23 protein-coding genes are annotated in these 22,118 nt (G+C 61.5%); 15 read left to right on the forward strand and 8 right to left on the reverse strand.

Features of this window, described 5'->3' with window-relative positions:
• Window positions 1-4: 4 nt before the first annotated feature.
• Complete coding sequence (locus V6F91_RS18460) at window positions 5-244, reverse strand: hypothetical protein (protein WP_332766875.1); 240 nt, start codon at window positions 242-244, stop codon at window positions 5-7.
• A gap of 22 nt (window positions 245-266) precedes the next feature.
• Entirely contained in the window at window positions 267-1,280 is a 1,014-nt protein-coding gene (locus V6F91_RS18465; RefSeq protein WP_332766877.1) for a chemotaxis protein CheB, read from the reverse strand.
• Window positions 1,281-1,531: 251 nt separating this feature from the next.
• Between V6F91_RS18465 and V6F91_RS18470 the strand changes: the two genes are divergently transcribed.
• Window positions 1,532-2,641, forward strand: coding sequence for a M42 family peptidase (locus V6F91_RS18470; RefSeq protein ID WP_332766879.1), 1,110 nt, complete (start codon window positions 1,532-1,534; stop codon window positions 2,639-2,641).
• 35 nt (window positions 2,642-2,676) lie between these two features.
• On the opposite strand, the gene V6F91_RS18475 is transcribed toward V6F91_RS18470, so the two are convergent.
• Window positions 2,677-3,345 (reverse strand): SOS response-associated peptidase family protein, encoded by a 669-nt coding sequence (locus V6F91_RS18475; protein WP_332766881.1) that lies wholly within the window; start codon window positions 3,343-3,345, stop codon window positions 2,677-2,679.
• A 48-nt stretch (window positions 3,346-3,393) separates the two neighbouring features.
• Window positions 3,394-3,651 carry a DUF6555 family protein gene (locus tag V6F91_RS18480; protein ID WP_332766883.1) on the reverse strand — a complete coding sequence of 86 codons (258 nt, stop codon included), beginning with the start codon at window positions 3,649-3,651 and terminating at the stop codon, window positions 3,394-3,396.
• A gap of 442 nt (window positions 3,652-4,093) precedes the next feature.
• On the opposite strand from V6F91_RS18480, the gene V6F91_RS18485 reads away from it, so the two are divergent.
• A complete protein-coding gene (locus V6F91_RS18485) occupies window positions 4,094-4,312 on the forward strand; it encodes a hypothetical protein (RefSeq protein WP_332766885.1) in 219 nt (72 codons plus the stop codon).
• Between the two features lie 358 nt (window positions 4,313-4,670).
• Here V6F91_RS18485 and V6F91_RS18490 read toward each other — a convergent pair whose 3' ends face one another.
• On the reverse strand, window positions 4,671-5,429 hold the full coding sequence (locus tag V6F91_RS18490; protein ID WP_332766887.1) for a gamma-glutamyl-gamma-aminobutyrate hydrolase family protein: 759 nt from the start codon (window positions 5,427-5,429) through the stop codon (window positions 4,671-4,673).
• Between the two features lie 806 nt (window positions 5,430-6,235).
• Here V6F91_RS18490 and V6F91_RS18495 point away from each other — a divergent pair.
• Both V6F91_RS18495 and V6F91_RS18500 read left to right on the forward strand, forming a co-directional pair.
• On the forward strand, window positions 6,236-7,069 hold the full coding sequence (locus V6F91_RS18495; RefSeq protein ID WP_332766889.1) for an SRPBCC family protein: 834 nt from the start codon (window positions 6,236-6,238) through the stop codon (window positions 7,067-7,069).
• Window positions 7,069-8,238 carry a zinc-dependent alcohol dehydrogenase gene (locus V6F91_RS18500; RefSeq protein ID WP_332766891.1) on the forward strand — a complete coding sequence of 390 codons (1,170 nt, stop codon included), beginning with the start codon at window positions 7,069-7,071 and terminating at the stop codon, window positions 8,236-8,238. Before V6F91_RS18495 ends, V6F91_RS18500 begins: the two co-directional genes overlap by 1 nt.
• Window positions 8,239-8,283: 45 nt before the next feature.
• Here V6F91_RS18500 and V6F91_RS18505 read toward each other — a convergent pair whose 3' ends face one another.
• Complete coding sequence (locus V6F91_RS18505) at window positions 8,284-8,598, reverse strand: hypothetical protein (protein WP_332766893.1); 315 nt, start codon at window positions 8,596-8,598, stop codon at window positions 8,284-8,286.
• A 346-nt stretch (window positions 8,599-8,944) separates the two neighbouring features.
• Here V6F91_RS18505 and cyoA point away from each other — a divergent pair, with 346 nt between their 5' ends.
• The 8 genes from cyoA (at window position 8,945) to V6F91_RS18545 (ending at window position 15,554) form a co-directional block, all read left to right on the forward strand.
• The gene (gene cyoA, locus V6F91_RS18510) at window positions 8,945-9,874 is read left to right on the forward strand and encodes a ubiquinol oxidase subunit II (RefSeq protein WP_332766895.1); all 930 of its coding nucleotides are present in this window, start codon (window positions 8,945-8,947) and stop codon (window positions 9,872-9,874) included.
• Window positions 9,875-9,876: 2 nt separating this feature from the next.
• Window positions 9,877-11,850: a cytochrome o ubiquinol oxidase subunit I gene (gene cyoB / locus V6F91_RS18515; protein WP_332766897.1), complete on the forward strand. Its 1,974-nt coding sequence runs from the start codon at window positions 9,877-9,879 to the stop codon at window positions 11,848-11,850.
• Window positions 11,851-11,852: 2 nt separating this feature from the next.
• A complete protein-coding gene (locus V6F91_RS18520; protein ID WP_208940888.1) occupies window positions 11,853-12,467 on the forward strand; it encodes a cytochrome o ubiquinol oxidase subunit III in 615 nt (204 codons plus the stop codon).
• A 1-nt stretch (window position 12,468) separates the two neighbouring features.
• Window positions 12,469-12,807, forward strand: a complete 339-nt coding sequence (gene cyoD, locus V6F91_RS18525) for a cytochrome o ubiquinol oxidase subunit IV (RefSeq protein WP_332766900.1) — start codon at window positions 12,469-12,471, stop codon at window positions 12,805-12,807.
• Entirely contained in the window at window positions 12,765-13,682 is a 918-nt protein-coding gene (cyoE, locus tag V6F91_RS18530) for a heme o synthase (protein WP_332766902.1), read from the forward strand. Before cyoD ends, cyoE begins: the two co-directional genes overlap by 43 nt.
• A 111-nt stretch (window positions 13,683-13,793) precedes the next feature.
• Window positions 13,794-14,054: a metallothionein gene (locus V6F91_RS18535; protein WP_208940891.1), complete on the forward strand. Its 261-nt coding sequence runs from the start codon at window positions 13,794-13,796 to the stop codon at window positions 14,052-14,054.
• Window positions 14,055-14,093: 39 nt separating this feature from the next.
• On the forward strand, window positions 14,094-14,336 hold the full coding sequence (locus V6F91_RS18540; protein WP_258449038.1) for a DUF2934 domain-containing protein: 243 nt from the start codon (window positions 14,094-14,096) through the stop codon (window positions 14,334-14,336).
• 42 nt (window positions 14,337-14,378) lie between these two features.
• Window positions 14,379-15,554: an MFS transporter gene (locus V6F91_RS18545; protein WP_332766907.1), complete on the forward strand. Its 1,176-nt coding sequence runs from the start codon at window positions 14,379-14,381 to the stop codon at window positions 15,552-15,554.
• Here the strand turns inward: V6F91_RS18545 and V6F91_RS18550 are convergent.
• Window positions 15,514-16,419, reverse strand: a complete 906-nt coding sequence (locus V6F91_RS18550; protein WP_332766909.1) for a LysR family transcriptional regulator — start codon at window positions 16,417-16,419, stop codon at window positions 15,514-15,516. The genes V6F91_RS18545 and V6F91_RS18550 overlap by 41 nt on opposite strands.
• Window positions 16,420-16,513: 94 nt before the next feature.
• The gene (locus tag V6F91_RS18555) at window positions 16,514-17,713 is read right to left on the reverse strand and encodes an MFS transporter (protein ID WP_332766912.1); all 1,200 of its coding nucleotides are present in this window, start codon (window positions 17,711-17,713) and stop codon (window positions 16,514-16,516) included.
• Between the two features lie 288 nt (window positions 17,714-18,001).
• Between V6F91_RS18555 and V6F91_RS18560 the strand changes: the two genes are divergently transcribed.
• From V6F91_RS18560 to V6F91_RS18570, 3 genes are read left to right on the forward strand one after another with little or no spacing between them, the layout of a single operon-like run.
• On the forward strand, window positions 18,002-19,279 hold the full coding sequence (locus tag V6F91_RS18560) for a c-type cytochrome (protein WP_423815340.1): 1,278 nt from the start codon (window positions 18,002-18,004) through the stop codon (window positions 19,277-19,279).
• Window positions 19,276-19,749, forward strand: a complete 474-nt coding sequence (locus V6F91_RS18565) for a (2Fe-2S)-binding protein (RefSeq protein ID WP_332766914.1) — start codon at window positions 19,276-19,278, stop codon at window positions 19,747-19,749. The genes V6F91_RS18560 and V6F91_RS18565 overlap by 4 nt, the downstream gene beginning before the upstream one ends.
• The gene (locus tag V6F91_RS18570; RefSeq protein ID WP_332766916.1) at window positions 19,746-21,980 is read left to right on the forward strand and encodes a xanthine dehydrogenase family protein molybdopterin-binding subunit; all 2,235 of its coding nucleotides are present in this window, start codon (window positions 19,746-19,748) and stop codon (window positions 21,978-21,980) included. The genes V6F91_RS18565 and V6F91_RS18570 overlap by 4 nt, the downstream gene beginning before the upstream one ends.
• Window positions 21,981-22,118: the final 138 nt, after the last annotated feature.

Here is a 22,118-nt window from a genome sequence, read left to right on the forward strand (position 1 = left end):
CAGACTAGAACTTGGGCACATCGCCCGTGGCTTCGGCCAGTGTCGCCAATGCCTCTTCCATGCTGGCGATGTTGTCTTGCAGCTTTTCAAAAACCAGATCGAAAGCGCCGTCGACGTCCATCGTCTGGTGGCCACGCAGCGTGGCGCTGCCCTCCTCGATCTCGCGCAAGGTGTTCACGCTTTCGCGCAGACTCAGCAATTGCTCAAAAATGCTTGCGATCCGGGCCTTGCTGTCAACGCTCATGATTGCCATCCAGACCTCGTCATCATTCAACCGAACGCAGGCTCGTCAGCAGGCCGCGCAACGTATCCTTGTGGTTCTCGAGACCTTCGCTGGTCAGTTCGTATTCCTTCAGGGCGGTGGTGCGCCCGTGGTCCTTGCTGCTCTGCATCAGCCGCCCGAGCAGCAACTGCTTTTCGTGCAAGGCGCGAATCGCCACCCACAGCGCTTCTTCGACGCTTTCATTTTGCGCTTCGAACAAGGCGCGGCTGGTGTAGGCGTGGCCGGTGTGGCAGCGATAACGCGGCGGCGTCTCGCCAAGTTCCCACAGCGCGCCGCCACATTCCGGGCAGGACATCCCGGCGACCTTGCCGACCGTATCCAGCGCATAGGCACCGCCGCGACTGAGGTTTTCGGTGAGGTCGCTCTCCGTTGCGAAAGGTTCGATGCGTGGCGGCTGCACAGCCGAATGAGCACCGTCCGCGCGTTGCTGGACCGCCTGGACCAACGCCGTGCCCAGCGTATTCAGCGGCAGACACACGTCCACCTGCACATGTCGCAGCGCATTGCGTGGCATCGACGGTGCTTCGGCGGTGTCCGGGTCCTGCACGAACACTTGGCCGCCATAAGCTTTGATCGCTTGCAGCCCGACCACGCCGTCATCCAGCTCGCCGGTCAGCAGCACGCCAATGGTTCTGTCGCCATAACTGGTCGCCCCCGAGCGAAACATCGGATCAATGGCTGGGCGCGCATGGTTCTCCTTGGCGCTGCGCACCAATTGCAGCGTGTCGCGCTTGATCAGCAAGTGCTTGTCCGGCGGTGCGATGTACACGCAGCCATTGGCTGGCCGGGCGCCGCTTGCGGCGAAACTGATGTCGAGCGACGAAGTGTGCGTCAGCAGGCTCGGCAGCAGGCTCGGCTGATCGCCAATATGCATGGTGATGAACACCGCTGCCGGCAGATCGCGTGGAAACTGCTCCAGCAGCACGCGCAATGCGGCCAGTCCACCGCTTGAAACACCAATGACAATGATCTGTTCGACCGGCTTGTGTTGATTCATGGTTGACGTCCTTACTGCCGGATCGAAAGCGCCGATTTGCCCTCTGACCGCGCTGGCAGGCTATTGCGGGCGCACCGTGCCCCGCTTGCAAAAATGATCGTTGTGTCTGTTGTGATCGGTCGAAACGATCGAAGGTTCGAAGAAATCTTCAATCGCCGGCCGCAGCGCTTGCGATTGAATTTTTAACGCCGAAGCCTTCCTAAACGTTGAGCGGCCCGCAACGGGGCGCACGTCAAAGAGGACTGAAAGCGATGCCGAAAACCCGCGAACAGGCCGCCGATGGCGAGACCACGGCCAACACCGAAGCACTGCTCAAGCGCCTGCTGATGGCGCGCGGCCCCGGTGGACAGGAAGACGAAGTGCGGAGCATTTGTCAGGAGCACTTGCAGCGGCATTGCGATGAAACCTGGACCGACCCGGCCGGCAATGTCATCGGCTTGATCAAGGGCCGGCACAGCAGTGCCGATGCCAACCGCGCGGTGCGCATCATGGGCCACATGGATGAAATCGCCATGCTGGTCAAACGCGTCGAACCGGACGGCACCCTGCGCGTGGTGGCGCTGGGCGGTGCCAATCCGGTGAACTTCGGCGTATGCCCGGTCGACATTCTCGGCGACGAGCAAATCCTGCCCGGCGTGCTGTCGTTCGGCTCGATGCACGCGACCACCGGCTCGCCGCAGGGCCAGGACGTACTCAGCGGCGCCGTGCAGTGGAAAGACGTGCACATCATCACCCGCCAGGATCCGCAAGCCTTGCAGCGCATGGGCGTGCGCCCCGGCACGCGGGTGGTGCTCAGTCAGCACTGGCGCACGCCGTTTCGCGTCAACGATGCGACTGCCGCGCATTTTCTCGATGACCGCGCGCCAGTCGTGGCCATGCTGCAAGCCGTCGAGCAATTGAGCCAGTGGTGTGACGAGTTGCCCTGTGACGCCTACTTCGTCTTCACCACCCTCGAAGAAGAAAGCAACGCCGGCGCGATGTACGCCGCCGCGCATTTGCCCGGGGAAACGACCATTGCCGTCGAGGTCGGTCCGGTGATGAGCGAATACGCGACCCAGTTGAAGGTCGACCCGATCGTCAATACCGGCGACCAGAAGGGTTATTACTCAAGACATGTGGTGACCGCGCTGGCCACTGCCGCCAAGGATTGCGGCTTTGATCCGCAGTTTGCCTTGCTGGTGGATTTTGCTTCCGATGCCAGTGCGGTGATGAGTTCAGGCATCAGCGCCCACGCGGGATGCCTGGCGATACCGACCGAAAACACGCATGGCTACGAGCTGGTGGTGGATGGCGCAATCGAAGCGTGCGCCGCCACGCTGGTGCAATACCTGAGAAATCAACCGAGCAACGGCGCGCCGTGAGCCGCCGCAGCGGTGCGAATCGATGGCGTGGCGGTTTACTTGAAACGCAAGGTTCGCTGGGAGGTGAGCACATGCTCCAACTGCGGCTCGACCACCGCGCAGTGCACGGCCAGCACCCGCGCCTGCTCCCATTCGAGGTCGGGGCGTAACCATTCCAGCGCATCCTGCGCCGCGAACGCCAGCAACCGCTGGCGTTTCATCTCGACATCTTCATGAGTCACCAAAGCCAGCCCTTCATATCCGTTCGAGGCGCCGCCTTGTGCAAGCGCCGCAAGGAACATGGGGGCCGGCTGACGCGACGTGGTGTACGCCAGATTACGTGAGTGCACGGTCATCCCGGCATCCAGAGGCTCGTACCAGCCCTCGACAGCGACGAGCATGCGCCCGTCACGCTTGACCCGGTTGAACACTTTCGAGCGCATCACCAGGTGCAGCGGCAAATGCGTGAGCGGCGGCAACGTCCCGCTCGACCACGACGGCGACCAGCCCCAGCGTACCGGCAGACATTCCAGCGTCGTGCCGCGATGGCGAATGCCGGTGACCTGCATGCCCGGTTTGATCAGATTACCTTGTGCGGTGGCCCCCTGGTCGGCCGCCCCGTTGTTTGTCGCAACGCCCAGTACTTCAATTCGTGAAATCTCCCCTTCGAGAAAGCACGACGCCAATTTCTGTGGGGCGGCGTGCTGAACAATGTACTCACACATCACAAGACTCCTGACAATCGAACCGATTGCGCAGTGGGAGCAACGGGGTCATATCGCAAGGTCCTCATCCCAGGTCACCGGCTTCGAGGCCCGCCATTGCACGTCGGTCACGCCGAACCGCTCCGCCATTGGTTTGGAAAAACGCTTCAAGGGAGGCCTTCCGGGCTTGGGGATCGGGGTCAACCCCGCGTCACAACTGGCCCACTGCCAGGCTTCCGCGTTGTTCATCAGTTTCGTCCTGATGATGAACGACTTGGACTTGCCGTGGAGTCGGTAGTTGATCACATACAATTCTGCTTGGCTCATGAGGCTCTCCTGTTGTTACTAAACAGGGATGTTTCACGCGCGGAGAAATTCAGAGAATTTGACTGGATTTCGATATACGTTTCAAAGCCCTGAAAATTATCTATACGGAGCCACCAAACCTGTACAAGTCGAGCGTAATGTTTTTTTAACAGCCAAATGAAAGGCAACTAACGATCCCTTGCCTGACAACTTTGCGATGCAATTGCTGCGTGCAAACCTGATCGTGTTTGCGTTCGCCCTGTCATTTCCGTGTCATTGCGCGCAGAACCCCGCCTCATGCGGTCGCAGGGGTGGAAGTTGTACTGACGTGCAAATAAACCGTGATCTTCCGATCCTCAATAATTAATAAGCGAAGCGCTTTTCGCGCGGTTTTTTATACAAAACCAGCGAAGCCTGTGCGAAGGTTGAATTGGCCTATCGAGCCGTAACAGGAGAGTGCGAGATGGATGACGACGATCAACAGCATACTTGTACAAGATGCAGCAGGCTGTACAAAAGCCCCCAGCAAGCGGAACGCTACAAGGCGGGCGCAGGCCATGCCGGGCTGTGCGGGCGATGCATCAAGCTGCAACAAGAGCAGGCCATTGATGAAGGCCTCGCGCTCTGCGCCGCGAAGATGATGCTGATCGACAGCCAGTTCAAAACACCGCCGAAGCGCTAGTGTTGTGTCTGCCATACCCACATCTTATGGACCATCATTGCAGTGCGCGCGGTTCAACTGGCTGTGGCTGTCAACAAAACGGTTTTATATATCAGCAACGTGGCAGATTGATATTGAATTGCCTTCTTCGTGATCACTGCTTTTAATTGACTGACCGTTAGTCAGATCATCTTCAACAAAAAACGAAACAACTTCAGCCAGTGCGATCCCAATAGCAGACCTGCCAAAAGCAGGTCGCTCACGAGTACCCTCCTTAATTGCCCGTACCCTGTACGGGCTTTTTTCTGTTGTTCTTTACAGGCTGTTCTTGTTTAAAGCCCTAACCTTAGAACCCTGACCATTGTTAACATCCATTCCGCTAAAGCCCAGCGGTACGTTGTTCGGCATACAGGCGGCACGCCTCGCCAAAGGCGTGAAATATCTTCAGATATTCCGGATGCGACAGCACCTGCCATTCAGGATGCCACTGCACGCCCAAAGCAAATCCCTTGCTGCCCTCAACCGACAGCGCCTCGATCAAGCCATCCTCCGCCACCGCCTCAATGCGCAACCCCTCAGCCACCCGCGCGATGCCCTGGGCGTGCACGGAATTGACCTTGATCACCCCCTCAAGCCCAAGCCCCGCCAGAACGCCATCCGGTTGCACCGTCACGTCGTGGGTCTTGGCGTACTGCTCTTCGATAGATTCATCACTGGGCGGTTCATGCTCCGGGCCAGGCTCATCCAGCTGCTGATGCAAGGTCCCGCCGAAGGCCACATTGAGCTCCTGCAACCCACGACACAAACCGAGCACCGGCACCCCCGCAGCAATCGCCACCCGCAACAACGGCAGCGTCAGATGATCCCGCGCCGGATCATGCTCAGTCCCCGGCGGACTCGGCGGCCCGCCGTAATGAAACGGCTCGATATTCGACGGCGCACCGGTGAACAGCAAACCATCGACACTCGCAACAATCTGCTCAGGATCCAGCAGATCAGGAAACATCGGCAAAATCAGCGGCAACCCACCGGCCGCACTGGCCACCGCACGCGAATTCTTGTCGTCATTCATCTGCACCGCATGCGGACCGATCTTCCAGCAACTGGCCGTGACCGCAATGACAGGTAATCGAGACATACGTTTCCCCCGGATTTGGTTGTTGGCGTTTCGCCTGGAATTTTGAGTTCAGGGGTGGTGAGGGCGTTCAGTTGGTTTTAGGGGCGCGGTCAATCTGGATTGCCTGCCTGAAATTCAAAGATCAAAAGATCAAAAGCCCCTCACCCTAGCCCTCTCCCGGAGGGAGAGGGGACTGATCGAGGTGGATGCGAGAGCAACACCGACCCAAATACCGAGTCGAACACAAATTCTGAAAAGCCCAAAGATCGGCCCCCTCTCCCTCGGGAGAGGGCTGGGGTGAGGGGTAGCCACGACGCGAATACAAAGCCGTGCGCCGCTTCTCACCACTCAATAGGCCGAGTGTCAGCTCGCCTGCTTTTGATCTTGATCCACCGGCGACATCGGAAGGCTGAGCGGAGGGATTGATCCGGGGGTGGGAGCGCAGCGACCGTACGACGCAGTCGTACACAGCGGAAGTAGGTGCAGCGCAGCAAACCGTAGCCGCTGCGCCCGGAGCGATCCCGGAGCGAAGGGACCCGAGCCTGCGAGGGCCGAACGTAGGAGCAAGCGTTTTGGGTTACCTTTTTGGCGTTTGAAAAAGGTGACCCGCCGTAAGGGCGGAACCCTAAGTAGCCGTGACCGCAGCAACGGATATGTACCCAAACCAAAAAACTCAGAGCCTGAAAGAAAGACATTGCGAGCAGGCTCACTCCTACAAGGGTGTTGCGCACACGCAGACGACCTTTCATCCCGCCAGCGACAAACCCAGTGGAACCGCAAACGTCAGCATTTCTTCTATCGCAAACACCCCGATGGAGAACCGCAACATGACCGACCATCCACTGATAGCCACCCACACACGAAACGACACCGGCCAGCGCGGCACAATGAGCAGCGCCGAACGCGCCCTGTTCCTCACCGCCGGCGGCGCCCTGCTCTTGCACGGCTGGCGCATCGGCGGCCTCGCCGGCGCACTGGAAATCGTCGCCGGCGCTTACGGCGTATGGCGCGGTGCCGCCGGCCACTGCCGCCTGAAACAGGCCCTCACCCCTACCCCCTTCGAACAACAATTCAGCCGCCAACACCAGTGGCCGATCAGCGAAGCGATCACCCGCAGCGTGACGATCAACCGCCCGCTGGAAGAAGTCCGCGACTTCATCGCCCGCGTCGAAAACATCGGGCCGTTGCTGCGCTGGGTCGACAGCGTCGAACAACTCAGCCCCGACACCACCTGCTGGACGCTGCGCGCACCCGCCGGTCGCAAACTGCAAACGACGCTGATCCGCCAACCCGCCGAAGACCCGAACACCCTGCACTGGCAAACCCCGGATCAATCCAGTTGGCAACACGACATTTCCCTGTCGTTGACCCCTGCCCCCGCCAACCGTGGCACCCAGGTCAAAGCGGTAGTCGTGTGCAAACCGGCAATGGGCAAACTCGGTTACGCCTTCGCCCGCGCGATCAGTCTGTTCAGCGACAAGGCGCTGCTCAATGGCTTGCAAGCAGTCAAGCAGCAGATGGAAACCGGCGAAGTCAGCAACAACCGCATGCGCCCTGAAGGCGACGATGATTTCTTTTATGTCCACGGCGACAGCGGCCATGCCGCGGCCAGCCAGCCACCGGTGAAAACCGGCGTGGCGATTGAAGGGGGGATTCACTGATGCGCGCACTCACCTGGCAAGCACCCAACCATCTGCAAGTCGACAATGTCCCTGATCCGTCGATTCTCAACCCGCGCGATGCGATCATCCGCGTCACGATGTCGTCTGTCTGCGGCTCCGATCTGCACCTGCTCGGCGGTTACGTTCCGGCGATGAAGCCGGGCGATATCATCGGCCATGAATTCATGGGCGAGATCGTTGAGGTCGGCCCCGGCGTCAATGGCCTGCGCAAGGGCGACAAGGTCATCACCATTTCCATCATCGGCTGCGGCAATTGCGAGCCGTGCCAGCGCAGCGATTTTTCCTGCTGCGACAACTCCAACCCCAATCCGTCGATGACCGACCTCGCCTACGGCCAACCGTGCTGCGGGATTATTGGCTACAGCCACGCGTTCGGCGGCTACCCCGGCAGCCACGCCACCTACGTGCGCGTGCCGTACGCCGACGTCAATCTGTTCAAGGTGCCCGAGGGCGTGCGCGACGAGCAGGCGCTGTTCGTCTCCGATGCCGCGCCCACCGGTTACTTCGCCGCGGACAACGCTGACATTCAACCGGGCGAAACGGTCGCAGTCTGGGGCTGTGGCGGCGTCGGGCTCATGGCGATCTGCAGCGCTTATCTGCTCGGCGCCGAACGGGTCATTGCGATCGATCGTTACCCTGAGCGACTGCGCCTGGCCGAAGAACGCTGCAACGCCATTCCGATTAATTACGAGCAGACCAACGTTCACGAAGCGCTGCTGGAACTGACCGGCGGGCGCGGGCCGGACCGCTGCATCGATTGCGTCGGCATGGAAGCCCACGGCACAGAAATCGACTACGCCTACGACAAGACCAAACAGATGCTGCGTCTGCACACCGAACGCGGCACCGTGCTACGTCAGGCCATTCGCGCCTGTCGCAAGGGCGGCACGGTGTCGGTGGTCGGGGTGTATGGCGGGTTGCTGGACAAATTCCCGATGGGCGCGATCGTCAACAAGGCGCTGACCGTGCGCTCCGGGCAACAACCGGGGCAACGCTACGCACCGACGTTGTTTGAACACATCCAGAAAGGCGAACTCGACCCTTCGTGGCTGCTGACGCACCCGATGAGTCTGGAGGACGGCGCCGAAGGTTATCGGATGTTCAAGGAGAAAACCGATCAGTGCATCCGCGCCGTGTTCAAGCCGTGAAGCTTGCAACGCCGCTGACGCCGATTGCCGACGTCAGCGGCGCTGTCATTCATTGTCGTGGCCGTGCGCGTCGGCACAGGACAGTCGCCCGGACTCGCCGCCGGCGATACGTTCTGCCTGATCGATACCGCGCTTGAGCGCGTCTTCAACTTCCCATTCGACACCGGGCAATTTTCTGATTCGCTCGTAGGCGCATTCGCCGGTCGCCGTGTAGACGCTGATGAACATTTCCACGTCGCCATCATCCGCCTCGCGTGCCCGCACCTCGATGTGACAGCCGTTTTCAACCTCTTCCGTATGGCACTTTTCCGCCCTCTGCGTGGCCTTCCATTTGTTGTAGGTTTCGCCGCGTTTGAACATGTCGTACTCCTGAACTGAACCCGCTCATTTCAAAGACCCAGGCTCTCACTGGATGATTCCCGAAATTACCGAAGGTCATTTCCAGCATAGTCCGCCAGTTCTTCTCCGCCGTTTCGCTAGTTCAACCGTTCGTCAGGTTCAGTAACATTTTGTCAAACCAATGCCCAAGGGTTTATTCAAAAAATCGTGGCTCACATGAACCACTGTTACAGCCGCCTGAATATTGAAGCAGGCAACTTCGTTGCGCTTTAAACAAACGCAGCGGCAATACCTCAACTCATTGTTTTACTCAGGTGCGTCGCAGTTCCGCCACAGGACGAGGATCGGCGTTTATACAGGAGCATGTATGAAGCGAATCATTGGGTATGGCCTGACCTATCTCGCTACCAGCGTTGTTCTCGCCGGTTGCAATTTGATCGTGTTCAACCCCAAGGGCCAGGTGGCCAAGGATGAACGCGACCTGATCATCCTCGCGACCGGCCTGATGCTGTTGGTGGTCATTCCGGTCATCGTCATGATGTTCCTGTTCGCCTGGCGCTATCGCGCCACCAACAAAAAAGCCCGGTACTCGCCGCGCTGGGCCAGTTCGCACAAGATCGAGGCTGTGGTCTGGGGTGTGCCGTTCCTGATCATCTGCGTGCTCGGCTGGGTTACCTGGGAAACCACGCACGCGCTGGACCCTTATCGACCGCTCGACTCAGATGTTCCGCCGGTGAACGTGCAGGTCGTCGCGACGGACTGGAAATGGTTGTTCATCTATCCCGATCTGGGCATTGCTTCGGTGAACGAACTCGCGGTTCCGGTCAATACGCCGGTCAACTTCACCATCACTTCCGATGCCGCCATGACTTCCTTTTTCATTCCGGCGCTCGGCGGGCAGATATATGCCATGGCGGGCATGCAGACCAAGTTGCATTTGATCGCCAATGAAGCCGGCCAATATCGCGGCATTGCCGCCAACTATAACGGTCGCGGTTTCTCCGACATGCACTTCAGCACCTTGGCATTGAATGGTGCCGACTACGACGCGTGGGTAAGCAAAGTCAGAAACACCCCTCAGCGACTTGATCAGAACAGTTACGCCGACCTGGCGAAACCTTCGGTTGCACACCCGATTACTTATTACTCGAAAGTTCAGGAGCGACTGTTCCTGAACATCGTCGACAAGTACGAAGGTATGAACAAGGCACCGCGCCCCAAAGGTAGCCAGGTGCAACGCAACAGCGACGACAAGCGCGTCGATCAACAACCGAGTCTGCTGGCCGAGGAGCGTTAACAATGTTCGGGAAACTTTCATGGGACGCGGTTCCATTACACGAGCCGATCGTCATGTACACCCTGGCCATCGTGGGCCTGATGGGCTTTGCCCTGGTCGGCACCGTGACCTGGAAGCGCAAGTGGGGTTACCTCTGGCGCGAGTGGTTCACCTCGGTCGATCACAAGAAAATCGGCTGCATGTACATCATCGTCGCCCTGGTCATGCTGCTGCGCGGCTTTTCCGACGCGATCATGATGCGCACCCAACAGGCCATGGCCTCGAGTGGCGGGCCGGGTTATCTGCCGCCGGAACATTACGACCAGATCTTCACCGCCCACGGCGTGATCATGATTTTCTTCATGGCCATGCCGTTCGTGGTCGGCCTGATGAACATCGTCGTGCCGTTGCAGATCGGCGCGCGCGACGTGGCCTATCCGTTTCTCAACGCGCTGAGTTTCTGGCTGTTCGTGGTCGGTGCGGCGCTGGTCAATATCTCGCTGGGCGTCGGTGAATTCGCCCGCACCGGCTGGGTCGCCTACCCGCCCCTGTCCGAACTCGGCTACAGCCCCGGGGTGGGGGTCGATTACTACATCTGGTCGTTACAGATATCCGGGATAGGCACGTTACTCACCGGGGTCAACTTCTTCGTGACCATTCTGAAAATGCGCACCGAAGGCATGACCCTGTTCAAGATGCCGGTGTTCACCTGGAACGCCCTGTGCACCTCGGTGCTGATCCTTGCCGCGTTCCCGATCCTCACCGCGACCCTGCTGATGCTCACCCTCGACCGCTATCTGGGCATGCACTTCTTCACCAACGAGGCCGGCGGCAACCCGATGATGTACGTCAACCTGATCTGGGCGTGGGGCCACCCGGAGGTGTACATCCTGATTCTGCCGGCGTTCGGCGTGTTCTCCGAAATTGCAGCGACCTTCAGCAGCAAGCGCCTGTTCGGTTACGTGTCGCTGGTGTGGGCGACGATCGCGATCACCATCCTGTCGTTCATCGTCTGGCTGCACCACTTCTTCACCATGGGCGCCGGGGCCAACGTCAATGCGTTCTTCGGCATCATGACGATGATTATCGCGGTGCCGACCGGGGTGAAAATCTTCACCTGGCTGTTCACCATGTACCGCGGACGGGTGCGATTTGAAACGCCGATGTTGTGGACGCTGGGCTTTATCGTCACGTTCAGCATCGGCGGCATGACCGGCGTGCTGCTGGCGGTGCCTGGCGCGGACTTCCTGTTGCACAACAGCCTGTTTCTGATCGCGCATTTCCATAACGTGATCATCGGCGGCGCGGTGTTCGGCTACATGGCCGGGCTGACCTACTGGTTCCCGAAAGCCTTTGGCTTCCGCCTCAACGACCGGCTCGGGCGCATCGCTTTCTGGTGCTGGCTGACCGGTTTCTACTTCGCCTTCATGCCGTCCTACGTACTCGGTTTCATGGGCATGACCCGACGCCTCAACCACTTCGACAACCCGGCCTGGCAACCGTGGTTGCTGCTGGAACTGGTCGGCGTCGGCATCATCCTCTGTGGCGTGTCCGCGCAGGCGCTGCAGCTGTATGTGAGCATCCGCAACCGCGCCAAATATCGCGACCTGACCGGCGACCCGTGGGATGGGCGCACGCTGGAATGGGCCACGGCCTCGCCGCCGCCGTTCTACAACTTTGCCGAGCAGCCGAAAGTCAACGATCTGGACGCTTACTGGGGCATGAAAGAGCGCGGCGTCAGCACCCTGAGCCACACCGATTACCGCGCCATCCACATGCCACGCAACACCTCCGCCGGCCTGGTGATCAGCATTTTCGCGCTGATCTGCAGCTTCGCCCTGGTCTGGCATATCTGGTGGCTGGCGATCTTCGGCCTGGTGGCTTCGGTGGTTGCCATGGTGGTGCGCAGTTATGACGAAGACATCGACTATTTCGTCCCTGCGCAGGAAGTCGCCCGGATCGAAAAAGCCCGACTCAAAGACCTGGCGGAGGCTTGATCATGTCCAATATCGTCCTGGAAAAAGACATCGCTCACAGCCATGAGCAAGGCCACGAAGACGCAGGTTCCATGCGGGTGTTCGGTTTCTGGATCTACCTGATGACCGACTGCATCCTCTTCGCGACGCTGTTCGCCGGCTACGCCGTGTTGCGAGACAGCGTCGCCGGAGGGCCGTCGACTGTCGATATTTTCGAGCTGCCCTACGTCCTCGCCGAAACCGCCCTGCTGCTGCTCAGCAGCATCACCTACGGCTACGCCATGCTGGCGATGAACCGCAACGACAAGGCGCATGTGCTGCGCTGGCTGGCGGTGACGTTCGTGCTGGGCTGCGGCTTCATCGCGATGGAAATCAATGAATTCCATCATCTCATCGCAGAAGGCTACGGCCCGGATCGCAGCGGTTTCCTCACTGCGTTTTTCACCTTGGTCGGCACCCACGGCGCGCACGTGCTCAGCGGCCTGGTGTGGATGGCGATTCTGATGGCGCAGGTTAGCAGTCGTGGCCTGACCAACACCAACACCACGCGCCTGAGTTGCCTGAGCCTGTTCTGGCACTTCCTCGATGTCGTGTGGATTTGCGTGTTTACCGTGGTTTATCTGTTGGGGGTGGTGTGACATGTATAACCAAAGTCAGGTTCACAGCAGTGCCGGGACCAGCCACGGCAGCAGCCGTACGTACATGGTCGGCTTCATCATATCGGTGGTCCTCACCGTGATTCCGTTCGGTCTGGTGATGTTTCCAACCCTGCCGCGCAATATCACCGCGTGGGTGGTGGTGGCGCTCGGGGTGGTCCAGGTTTTCGCCCACCTCAAATACTTCCTCCATCTGGACACCGCCTCGGAACAGCGCTGGAACCTGATTGCGCTGATCTTTTCGGTGGTCATCATTCTCCTGCTGGTTGGGCTTTCGCTATGGATCATGGACAGCATTCACCACAACATGCTGGCGCACTGAGGCAATGGAGGGTACCGCTCAACGTCGGCATTGAACTGACCAAACCGGGGATCATCTTCGGCAATCTGGCGTCGGTGCTCGGTGGTTACCTGCTCGCAGCGGCCGGCCGACCATTATCGATCGCGCATCTGTTGGCCACCGTGTTCGGTACCGCGTTGATCATCGCTTGCGGTTGCGTGATCAATAACTGCGTCGATCGCGATATCGACCGGCGCATGGTCCGCACCTGTCATCGGGCGCTGGCGATCCGGGCGGTGTCGGTGCCGGCAGCACTGACTTACGCGGGTGTACTGGGATTGCTCGGTTTTGCTTTGCTCTGGCGCGGCACCACGCCGCTGGCCAGCGCACTGGCGGCGATCGGCTTGATCATTTATGCAGGCGTTTATACCTGTCTGATGAAGCGCAGCTCGCACTGGGGCACGCTGGTCGGCAGCCTGTCCGGCGCCATGCCACCAGTGATCGGCTATGGCGCGGTGACCGGCAATTTCGACGCCACTGCGCTGCTGCTGGTCATCGTATTTTGCTGCTGGCAAATGCCGCATTCCCATGCGATTACCGTCATGCGCCACGAAGATTTCCGCGCTGCCGGCCTGCCAACCCTGACGCTGAGTCAGGCGCGGCGCGAGATCGTTTTGTACATGCTGGCGTTCCTCATCAGCGCGGCTGTGCTGGGCTGGGTGGCGAATCTCAACGTGTCGTATCCGCTGGTCATTATCGGTCTGGGTGGCTACTGGTTTTATGTCGCTCTGCGACGAATCAGCCTGCGCACATCGAAAGCCTGGGCACGACGGCTTTTTGTGGTGTCGATCCTGCTGATTCTGGCGCTGAATCTGTCGTTGGCGCTGAACGCGGTGCTGCCATCGTTCAACGTTTAGCCAGATTTTCTCGACCGCTCATCGGCCCTGAGGAAATCCGTTCAAACCCTGCCGCGCTGCCGGTTATCAGATTTTATGAACGCAACAACCATCAGCAACCGGGAGGACACCATGGCTAACGACACCTCAACATCGCAGTGCGCCTGCTCTGGATGCACCTGCAGCTGCAGTGCTGACAACGCCGTTGAACGCGACGGCAAACGCTATTGCAGCCAGGCTTGCGCCGATCTTCACCCCAATGGCCAGCCCTGCCCGTCGAGCAGTTGCCACTGCGAGCAGAATCAGGGGCACAGTGAGCGCAACGTCAGTGATTCAAAACTGGACGAAGCGGTGGAAGAAACCTTCCCCGCCAGCGATCCGATTTCACCGTAACGTGCAGGCCCCGATTTTTACCCCGCTGGAGAGATTGATATGGACGAGGACACCATCCGCAAAACCGCCTATCGCCTTTGGGAAGAGCAAGGCCGGCCGCACGGGCAGGATTTCGATCACTGGTTCCAGGCCCGCGCCGAACTCGATGCGTTCGACTCCGACGGCTTGCCCGGCTCGGTCGCCAGCAGCGTAGCGCCGCCGGCACCTCGAAAAAAAAGCAAAGACGCGCCCGCCACCACGGCGAGCAAAACCCGCAAGAAAACCTCAACCGCAGCGAAATGACCCGCACGATGCCGTCACCCATCCTGATCGGGCGCTGAAGCTTTGAAGCGCGGCGCTAACCTGGTGGCGGCAGCTTTCGCCCTCACCGCGTTGTCCTATGGCCTGGCACGGTTTGCCTACGGCCTGCTGCTGCCGCAGATCCGTCAGGAGCTGGCGCTCAGCGTCTCGACTGCCGGCTGGATCGGCGGCAGCGCCTTCGCGGCCTACTGCGTGGGCATCGTTGCGACATTCATCAGTAACGGCAAACTCAGCCCTCGCGCACTTACGGTGCTTGCCGGTGCGGCCGCTGCGCTCGGCATGGGCTTGATCGTCTTCGCCCAATCGGGCCTGGCGCTGGGCTGCGGCGTGGCCCTCGCTGGGTTGAGCACCGGCCTGACTTCACCACCGCTGGCCAGCGCGGTGGCGGCACGCATTGCCGAGGCGCAGCGCGCACGGGCCAACGGCTTCATCAATGCCGGTACCGCCGCCGGCATCGTTTTTTCCGGTTTGGCCGTAGTGGTCGCCGCAGGGCAGTGGCGGCAGTTGTATGCCCTGTTCGCGATGATGGGGGTCGGCATTACTGCGTGGCTCTGGTTCGCCGTACCGCGCCAAGTCGAGGAAACCAGCGCCGGCGACTTCTCATTGACCCTGCTGCGCCGCCCCGGTGTGTTGCCGCTGTGTTGCAGCGCCTTTCTGATGGGACTGGCGAGCACCGCCATCTGGACGTTCGGCGCCGACATTCTGCGCGCTGAAGCCGGTTTCTCCGATCGGTCGATTGCCTGGGCGTGGATATTGCTCGGCGCGGCGGGCATCAGTGGCTGCACCACCGGCGTGCTGACCGCTCGTTTTGGTATTGCGCGCATGCACCGATTGGCCCTTGCAGGGATCGCGGCCGGCACGCTGGGCTTGGCAGCGGCGTCGGTTTCAGCGGTTTATGGACTCGCGACGATGTGCCTGTTTGGCGCCGCTTATATCGTCTCGTCCGGCGTGTATCTGATTCAGGGCATCAACCTGTTTCCGGATCGTCCCGATCTGGGTTTGGGCATTCCGTTTCTGGTCCTGGCGCTGGGACAAACCGCCGGCACGCCGCTGTTTGGCGCGGTGCTGGAAGATGCCGGGGTGATCGTCGCCCTGTGCACGTTTGCCCTGGCTGCCGGCGTGGCGATGCTGCCGAAAGCAAGCGCCGCCGAGCAGTCGATCAAGCCGCCGGTTGGAGAATCTCCAGCAGAAAATCAATAAACACGTTGATCCGGCTTGATCCTCGATGATTTGGCAGGTACAGCGCGTTGATGCAGCTGCTGGCATTGCCGGGATTGACCTGATACTGCTCAAGCACGCGCACCAGGCGCCCGGCGGCAACATCGTCGCGTACCAGCCAGTCGGCCAGCAGCGTCACCCCGCCGCCATCGATCGCGGCTTCGCGAAGGATGTCGGCATTGTTGCTTTGCAGGCGCCCATGCACGTTGAGCTGGATGGTTTCGTCGTCGCCCTGAAAGGTCCAGTGCTGGTGCGTGCCGGCGTAATCGAAGCGCAGGCATTGATGGTCGAGCAGGTCGCGCGGATGGCACAGCTCGGCACTGCGCGCCAGATACTCCGGGCTGGCGACGACCCAGCGCTGGAACTGCCCGACGCGTTTGCTGACGATGTCCTCGCTGACCACCGAGGAGCCGAGGCGTACTGAAACGTCGATCTGTTCGCTGAGCAGATCGCTGACCTGATCACTTAGCGACAAGCTGATTTCCAGGCCCGGATGGCGCGCCAGCAAGCGGCTCAGGTGTGGCGCAATGAGGCGCCGGCCGAACTCCACCGGCACGCTGATGCGCAGCCGCCCTTGCGCCTCGCTGCCACGGTCGGCAACCACCGCGTCGGCTTCGTCGATCGCCTCGAGAATCGCCACGGCCTTGTCGAAGTAAGTCTGCCCGGCCACCGTCACGCTGGTGTTGCGCGTGGTGCGATTGAGCAGGCTCGCGCCCAGTTCGTGTTCCAGCCCCGCCACCTGCCGGGTCACCGAAGACGTCGAGATCCCGAGTTTGCGCGCCGCCGAGGAATAGCCCCCGCAGCGCACGGTTTCGACAAACATCTTCAAGGCCAGCAACTTGTCCATCAGCGGAGTCCGGTCGGAAAGCAACGGCGATGATTGTGCATCACCGTGCGTTTGCCGTCTTGTATCGCCGTGCTTGGCTGCAGAGGCCGCGTACTCAGTCATCGGCTTTGTGGCTCAGGAACAGCCCCAGCGCCAGGGCGGGCAGCAACGCTACTGCGACTGCAGAAAGGTTCCAGCCGAAGTGCTCGTAGAGCGGGCTGGCGACCAGCGAACCGAGGGCGCCGCCAACGAAAATGCTGGTCATGTACACCGCATTGAGGCGCGCACGGCTGTGCGGGTCGATCGCGTAAACCTCACGCTGGCCAAGGACCAGGTTCAACTGGACGGCAAAATCCAGCAGCACCGCACACACCACCAGCCACAAGTAACTGCTGCTCGGCAGCGCAGCGATCAGCAGCGAAACCGGGGCCAACAGCAACGCTACCAACGTGCCGCGCCGCGTATGCCCGGCATCGGCCAGGCGCCCGGCAATCGGTGCAGCAATTGCCCCGACCGCGCCAACCAAGGCGAAGATCGCGACCTGTGCCTGACTGAAGCCGTGATGACGCATCAGTTCGATCGGCGCCAGGGTCCAGAACAGGCTGAAGCTGGCAAACAGCAGCCCTTGATACAGCGAACGCTGACGCAACAACGCATGCTGGCGCGCCAGGGCAAATACCGACCCGATCAACGCCGTGTACGTGGCTTTATGGCTCGGCACACGGCGTGGCAGCGCAACGGCGGTGATCAGCGCAATGATCGCCATCAACCCGGCGGCGCTGAAAAACACCCCGCGCCAGCCGAACACTTCGACCAACAGGCTCGACAGCGGCCGCGACAACAGAATCCCCAGCAGCAGGCCGCTCATGATGTTGCCGACCACTCGGCCGCGCGTGGCTTCAGGCGCCAGATGCGCGGCCAGCGGCACGAGGATCTGCACCGCGACCGAAGTCAGGCCGATCAGCAGGGAAAACACCAGGAACATCGACGGCGAATGGGTCAGCCCGGCGCACAACAGCGTGACACTCGCGGCGAGCGTGAAACCGACCACCAGACGGCGGTTTTCCATCAGGTCGGCCAGCGGCACCAGCAACAGCAGGCCCAAGGCATAACCGAACTGGGTCAACGAGACGATCAGACTGGCATTCGCGCTAGAGAGGCCGATTTGCGGCGCGATCAACTCGACAATGGGCTGCGCGTAATAAAGATTGGCCACCACCGCGCCACAGCAGAACGCGAGGAACGCGACCATCAGGCCGGAAAGTGAAGCGGGTTGCTCGGCCTTGGCCGTAGTGGCGGGGTTGCCGGTGAGCATGGTGAGACCTCATTGCGTCTGGAAAAGGTGAGCCAAGGCTACGGCCAGCAGCGGGCGGCGAGAATCACTGCGCCGGGCAACGCAGTGATGCGTGTAGCGCAACGGCACACGGCGTTGCTTGTGACGCAACGCGCTGTTGCGCCAAGCGCGGATTCTCCGCCGCGCGAGTGTTCTCTAGGCTTTGTCCGAGGCGCAAACGTCGGCGCCCTTCCCCGGTCGCCACAAGGAGCTTCGCATGACTCGCCATTCCCTCCCCCCGCTATTGTGCCCTTTGCCGGGGTCGTGCTGATGAACCTGTCCTGGCTGAGATCCCGTAACTTCTGGATCGTTGTTGCGCTGCTGGCGGCGATGGCGCTGATCGCCGCCGTGCTGTTGATGTGGCGCCCGGCGATTGCGCCAATCGAGCGCCCTCCGAGATTCGCTACGGCGCAGATCCATCGCGGTGCGCGGGTCGTCGAAGCCGGCGATTGCGCGGTCTGCCATACCCGCCCCGGCGGTGAATATCTGGCCGGTGGGCTGCCGCTGGTAACGCCGTTCGGCACCCTGTACAGCACCAACATCACCCCGGATGCGCAGACCGGTATCGGCCAATGGTCGCTGCCGGCCTTCGAACGGGCGATGCGCCAGGGCATCGCCCGTGACGGGCATTACCTCTACCCGGCGTTTCCCTACGTGCACTACCGGCGCATGAGCGCCGAGGACATCGACGATGCCTATGCCTACCTGATGAGCGGCCCCGCCGTGCAGGCGCCGGCGCGGCAGAATCAGATGAATTTCCCGATGAACATTCGTCCACTGGTGTCGTTCTGGAACCTGCTGTTTCTGCACGGCGAACCGCTGACGCCACTGGCCGAACGCAGCGCGGCGTGGAACCGTGGACGTTATCTGGTCGACGGGCCGGGGCACTGCGCCGGCTGCCATTCACCGCTCAACCTGATCGGCGCGGAGAAATCCTCCGAGTACCTGCACGGCGGCAGCGTCGACGGCTGGGAGGCTCCGGCGCTGGTCGGTTTGGGGCAACGGGCGAATCCGTGGAACCGCGAGCAACTGGTCGATTATCTGCGTGCCGATGTAGTCGCCGGGCACGGTACTCCGGCTGGCCCGATGCGCCCGGTCAGCCTGAGTCTGGCACGTCTGCCCGCCAGCGAAGCCGACGCGATTGCCGAGTACCTGCTGAGCCTGGAGCAGCCGCCGACCGTTACCGAAACCACGGCGCCAACGCCGGTCGACCCCGCTTCCACTGCCCAAGGCGCGCTGCTGTTTACCAGCGCCTGCGCTGGCTGCCATGGCCGCGCCGCGCCGATGCGCGAGATCGACGGGCGTCCGCCACTGGAAAGCACCTCGGCGCTGCACGCAGCCAGTTCGCGCAATTTCCTCAAGACCGTACTCGAAGGACTGCCGGCCACGCCCGGTGCTCCCGGCCCACAAATGCCCGGGTTCGCCGCCAGCCTCGACAACCAACAACTCGCCGCGCTGGCGGTGTACCTGCGCCAACAGGCGCGTACCGAGCAGCCCTGGGCAGACCTCTCTTCCACTATTGAAGCATTACGTCAGGAGACCAAATGAGCCAGATCACCCTCAACGTCAACGGCGCCGCCCAGGCATTGGAGCTGGAACCGGACATGCCGCTGCTGTATGCGCTGCGCAATCATCTGGGCCTGAACGGCGCCAAGTACGGCTGTGGTCTGGGTCAGTGCGGCGCCTGCACGGTGATCGTCGATGACCAACCGGTGTTTGCCTGCCTGACGCCCTGCGCGGGTCTGCAAGGCAAGCAGATCCGCACCGTGGAAAGCCTCGGCAGCGCAGAAAAACCCGGCCCGCTGCAAGCGGCTTTTATCGAGAAACAGGCAGCGCAATGCGGTTACTGCATCGCCGGCATGCTGATGCGGGCGCAGGCGCTGCTCGAACAAAATCCTCATCCGGATGAGCAAACCATTCGCGAGCACATGGCCGGCAATCTGTGCCGCTGTGGCACGCATCTGCGCATCATCGAGGCGATCAGCCTGGTCGCCGGGCAACACGGGAGCCGGCCATGAGCGAACCCACCGGTCTGAATCCGAGCCGCCGGGCCTTCTTGCGCGGCGGCGCTTTGCTGATGGCCTTCACCTTGGTGCCGATGGCGCGGCGGGCGCTGGCCGACACTGAAGTCGACACGCTCGGCACCGTGGTGCTCGCGCCGGACCTACCCGGCAGCCTGCGCACCAATCCGTACCTCGACGCGTGGATTCGCATCGGCGCCGACGGCACCACCGTGTACACCGGCAAGGTCGAGTTGGGCACCGGGGTAAAAACCGCGTTGCTACAAATCGCCGCCGAGCGCCTGCAAGTGCCGGCCAGCGCGATCAACCTGCTCACCGCCGACACCGCGCTGACACCCAATGAAGGCTACACCGCCGGCAGTCACAGCATCTTCGACAGCGGCACCGCGCTGTTCAATGCCGCCGCGCAAGTACGCGAGATGCTGGTGGATTCCGCCGCGCGCAGCTGGGAGGTTGACCCGGCGCAGCTGACTACCGCTGATGCGATGATCGAAGGGCCGGCCGGGCAACGCATGAGTTACGCCGAGGCGGTCAGCAACGTTGATGTGCACCAATACGCCAAGGCGCAATCGTCGAGTATGCCAGCGGCGGATTTCAAGCTGATCGGGCAGTCATTGCCGCGTTTGGACATCCCGGCGAAGGTCAGCGGCGGTGCCGCTTTCGTCCAGGACATGCGCTTGCCCGGCATGCTCCACGCGCGGGTGATTCGCCCGCCGCGTCCAGGTTGCACGCTGGAGGCGTTCGATGTCCCGGCCATCGAAGCGTTGGCCGGGGTGGTCAAGGTGATCCGCGACGGCAATTATCTCGCCGTGCTCGCGCGTGACGAATGGCAAGCGATCAAGGCCATGCGCAGCGCCAGCGAGGTCGCGCGCTGGCGTGGTGGCGACGCAATTCCCGAGGCCGCTGATATTCATACCCTGCTCAAGCGCCTGCCTTCGCGGCGCTATCCGATCAGCAACAACGGCGACGTGAATATCACCGGTGAAACGCAATTCAAGGCGCGGGTGACCAAGCAATACCTGATGCACGGCTCGATCGGTCCGTCCTGTGCCGTGGCCTGGTTCAAGGACGGCGTGCTGACCGTGTGGACGCACACCCAAGGCGTCTATCCGCTGCGCGCCGGCATCGCCGAAATGCTGCGTCTGCCGCCGGAGCGGGTGCGCTGCATCCACAGCGAGGGCTCCGGCTGTTACGGCCACAACGGTGCCGACGATGCCGCCGCCGACGCCGCGTTGATTGCCATGCGCGTACCCGGCACGCCGGTACGCGTGCAGTGGATGCGCGAGCAGGAAAATCTCTGGGAACCGTACAGCTCGGCGATGGTGGCCGAAGTAGACGTCGGCCTGGCGAACAATCGCCTGCAGGACTGGAACTACGAGTTGTGGACCACCCCGCACAACGAGCGCATCGTCAATGCCGGGCGCCTGTTGCCGGCGCGTCTGTTGGCGCAGCCGTTCGCCTCGGCGCCCTCGGTGCCGATCGCCCAGCCCGAAGGCGACGGCGACCGCAACGCCGTGCCGCTGTATGACCTCGGCGCGACGCGGATCAACATGAACTTCGTCACGACCATGCCGTTTCGCACCTCGGCGATGCGCTCGCTCGGCGCGCACATCAATATTTTCGCCATCGAAGCGAGCATTGATGAATTGGCAAACAAGGCCGGCGTTGATCCGGTGGCGTTGCGCCTGGCGCATCTCAGCGACCCTCGCGCTCGTGCGGTAATTGAGCGGGTGCGCGATGCTATCGAGTGGCCGCATAAAAACTCCGAGCCCGGTGCCGGCATCGGTTTTGCCTTCGCCCGCTACAAAAACATCATGGGTTACTGCGCCCTCGCCGTGCGCCTGCGCGTGCATCCGCAAACCGGCGAAGTGCGCATCGAGCATGTGGTGACGGCGGTGGATGTCGGCCAGATCGTCAGCCCCGATGGCCTGCGCAATCAGGTCGAGGGCGGCATCGTGCAGTCGGCGAGCTGGACGCTGTACGAGAAAGTCGCCTACGACGCGGGCGGCATTCGCAGCTACGACTGGAGCGGTTATCCGATCCTGCGCTTCACGCAACTGCCGAAGAAGGTCGATGTGCATTTACTCGACCAGCCCGGTGAGCCGTTCCTCGGCGCCGCCGAAATTGTCCAGGGGCCGATGGCTGCTGCCCTCGGCAATGCCGTCGCCAATGCCACCGGCCGGCGCTGGTTGAACCTGCCGCTGAGCCGTTCGACCCAACCCTCCTGAGCACCGCCCGCGTTCATCGCCAATGAACGCGGGCGCCGTTGCGCCAGGCGCAAAACAGCGTAGCGCCGCCCACCGATTATCACCCCCGCCCGGCCCGGTTAACGTAGCTCTACCGCGTGCGCAGCCCGCTGTCGCGCT

The organism is Pseudomonas koreensis, from assembly GCF_036668835.1.
GTDB classification, from domain to species: domain Bacteria; phylum Pseudomonadota; class Gammaproteobacteria; order Pseudomonadales; family Pseudomonadaceae; genus Aquipseudomonas; species Aquipseudomonas koreensis_I.